Annotated in this window: 3 protein-coding genes; 1 reads left to right on the top strand and 2 read right to left on the bottom strand. The window is 53.8% G+C overall.

Annotation, left to right across the window (positions count from 1 at the left end; translation table 11 throughout):
- The coding region (locus tag ABIE57_RS20405) for a hypothetical protein (protein WP_354540870.1) at positions 1–383 on the top strand (383 nt) is incomplete at its 5' end.
- Between the two features lie 23 nt (positions 384–406).
- Here ABIE57_RS20405 and ABIE57_RS20400 read toward each other — a convergent pair.
- Positions 407–1081: an RES family NAD+ phosphorylase gene (locus ABIE57_RS20400; RefSeq protein WP_354540869.1), complete on the bottom strand. Its 675-nt coding sequence runs from the start codon at positions 1079–1081 to the stop codon at positions 407–409.
- On the bottom strand, positions 1078–1593 hold the full coding sequence (locus ABIE57_RS20395) for an antitoxin Xre/MbcA/ParS toxin-binding domain-containing protein (protein WP_354540868.1): 516 nt from the start codon (positions 1591–1593) through the stop codon (positions 1078–1080). Before ABIE57_RS20395 ends, ABIE57_RS20400 begins: the two co-directional genes overlap by 4 nt.
- Positions 1594–2625 lie beyond the last annotated feature (1032 nt).

The following is a 2625-nucleotide window of genomic DNA, read 5'->3' as shown; positions in this document are numbered from 1 at the left end:
ATTTGGGCAGCGCACGCGCCATGGCGCTTAGTGCCCCGCCACTGGCCTACTTTTGCACCGCCACGTGGCCGGTTTTGTCTCCGCCGTTGACAATCGGTGAAGAATACACCATGTTCAACTATGCGCCCTTCTTGCTCGCGGGGCTGCTGAGGTGGCGTATCAAGAATCCAACGGCCTTGGTGTCTGGCGTCGATCCGCTGGCGGCTGATTTTTTGGCGATTATCGAGGAAGTAGAAGCGGATCTAGTTAACCGGCGCAGGCCGAGTGTTAACCTCCAGAGGCGACGTGACAAGATTTTGCCGATTCTAAAGGATATCAAAGCAGAGTTGCTCGGCGAGGGGACGAACCCTGATCTTCTTTTGGACATCTACGGTGCAGGTTGAGCGTGATAGTCTGACCTCATTGATCAAGATAGCCGACGCACAACGACGCGCCCCGTTCGGGGGACTTCGAGCATGAAATGGTCCGCCTGTATCACATTCAGGACGAGGGATGGTCGGAAGCAGACCCAGTTCTCATGGCCCGGGTGACGCACGCTTTCATAATGAATACCAGCACGCGTATTTTCATCTCGAACACGCCGTCCGAAGGCTTGGGCCACGGGATAGCTTGCATCGTCGGGATCATGATATTCGGGGTGCGCGCCAAAGATGTCGACATAGTTGTTCGCGAGGTCTGCCCGGTATTGCCGGTAGCTTTCGGATTTCTGCGTCAATGCGCTGAGCGCAATCTCTTTGCGCAACCCGTTGGCCACCTCCAGCAGCGCGGTGTTGAGATGGGTAGACCCATACCACGCCCCGAGGCTTGCATCTGAAAACCGCAGCCCCTTGGGGGATCCATGCAGAAAGGCCGCCATGATCACGCTGGCGTTCGGGCGTCCAAATACCCACTCCGCACGGGGCAGGCGCGCAAGCCGAGGAGCAACCAGCCGGTCGTTTGTCCACCCTTCCAGCTCCATGACAGCATCCAGATCATCGGCTGTGGTGACCGCGTCAAAGGCTGGGATTGGTGGAAATCGCGAAGGAATGAGGCGTGTGGTGCCTGTAGGAGCGGACACCACACCGTAATCGGTGATCTTCATGCAAAGACAAGGTCGTCTTCGGTGACAGCCTCGAAACTGCCTTCCGGTGCGCCAAGGCCGGTGCTGCCGCCGCGCCAGGCATCGAGGTAACGGCGCACGGACATGAGTCCGTCGTGCCCGCCTTCGAGCATATAGGCCATAGGCGCGGCACCCGCGAAAAGCGTGCCGCGATGAGGCCCTTTCAGCCAGACCAGCGCTTGGTTCTCATCTTCGAACAGAATGGTCAGCGCCTTGTAGATCCCGAGGACGGCCGAAATCCGCAAAAGTGTATCAAGGGGCAGCGTCAGGGGTTGTTTCTCTCGCGCTTTCTTCATCCACTGATGATAAGTTGATCGCCCCGGATCCCCGAGGATAGCGATGCGTTCCCCCTCGCTCAGATCAAGGCGATCCGCAATTTCGCGAAAGGTCCTCAGACCCGGGCCGCTTGTCCGCTCGCGGTCCTCTCTGGAGATGGTGCGAAACTGCATGCCATCAGCCGAAGCCGACGCATTCGGAAAATTGGCAATCTGCATCGCTGACCTCCTTTGTCTATTTACGGACTTATAGTCTATATGTGGACATGTCAAGGCGTTGAGGACTTTCATCTTTCGCGGCAGGCCTCATGTCCGCCTGATCTTATGCCATAAACCCTGAAACAGACGTGAAAGCTCCACTACACTGCGACCCTCAAGGTCGCGCATGCGCGGCACCAAACCTTCCGCCGAACGACTGTTTTGGCCCAATTTCTGTAACGTCATTGAATCTAAAGGAAAGTTTCGCTCTCCATCTATCAAAACCAGATGGATTCTGCAAAAATTCCCAAGAATTTCACCCGAAACGCTCTGTCAGGCTCGCAGGCCGTTAAGATTTTTCATTTAAAATCAACGGTGTAACGCGTTACAACTTGGTTACAACTTGGTTACACGTTTAAGTATCTGAATTTACTTATCTTTTAATGTATTTATATATATGTAACGTAAAATAAATATATATATATACGCATATACGCACGCACGCGCATACACACGCATGATGTATATGTTTTCAGGTTACAGCGTTACACCGGTTACAAATAAGAAATTTCTCTTAAAAACAGATAGTTGATCTGTAACTGAATCGTAACGGACTGGTTGCAAAACCAAACACCGATGCTCAGATGATCTCGATCGACGTTGGTGGCGAGTGGTCTTAGCTCTCAGAGCCCCTGAGTGAGCCGCCAGCGGCTTTTACGTCACGTTTCCAACCCCTTGTAGCCCACCTCGGGTATACTGCGCTCTGAGGGGCCTCTGAGCGCGTCATAGGGAGCAACCGCGCCCCAATAGTCTCTTCAACCAACATTATGCAGGAGACTACAACATCTGTGTCCCTGCTGTTCGACGCGTCTTTTTGAAGATTCAGAATCCCAACAGAAAGTTTTCGTTCCCCGAGCAGGTGCGAAAACAAGCCTTACCCTGACATCGAACTGACTAAGTGCTCCATCCCGGATGATCACGTTTCTCCTCGGCGATCCGCCCTCTTCATGGCAAGATCGGTCCTGAGAGACATTTGGACGGAGGCGCGGACAT

The sequence above is a fragment of the Roseovarius sp. MBR-6 genome (assembly GCF_040547525.1).
In the GTDB taxonomy this organism is placed as follows: Bacteria; Pseudomonadota; Alphaproteobacteria; order Rhodobacterales; family Rhodobacteraceae; genus Roseovarius.
The sequence above is the reverse complement of the archived record's forward strand: the minus strand, read 5'-3'. Positions and strand labels throughout refer to the sequence as shown.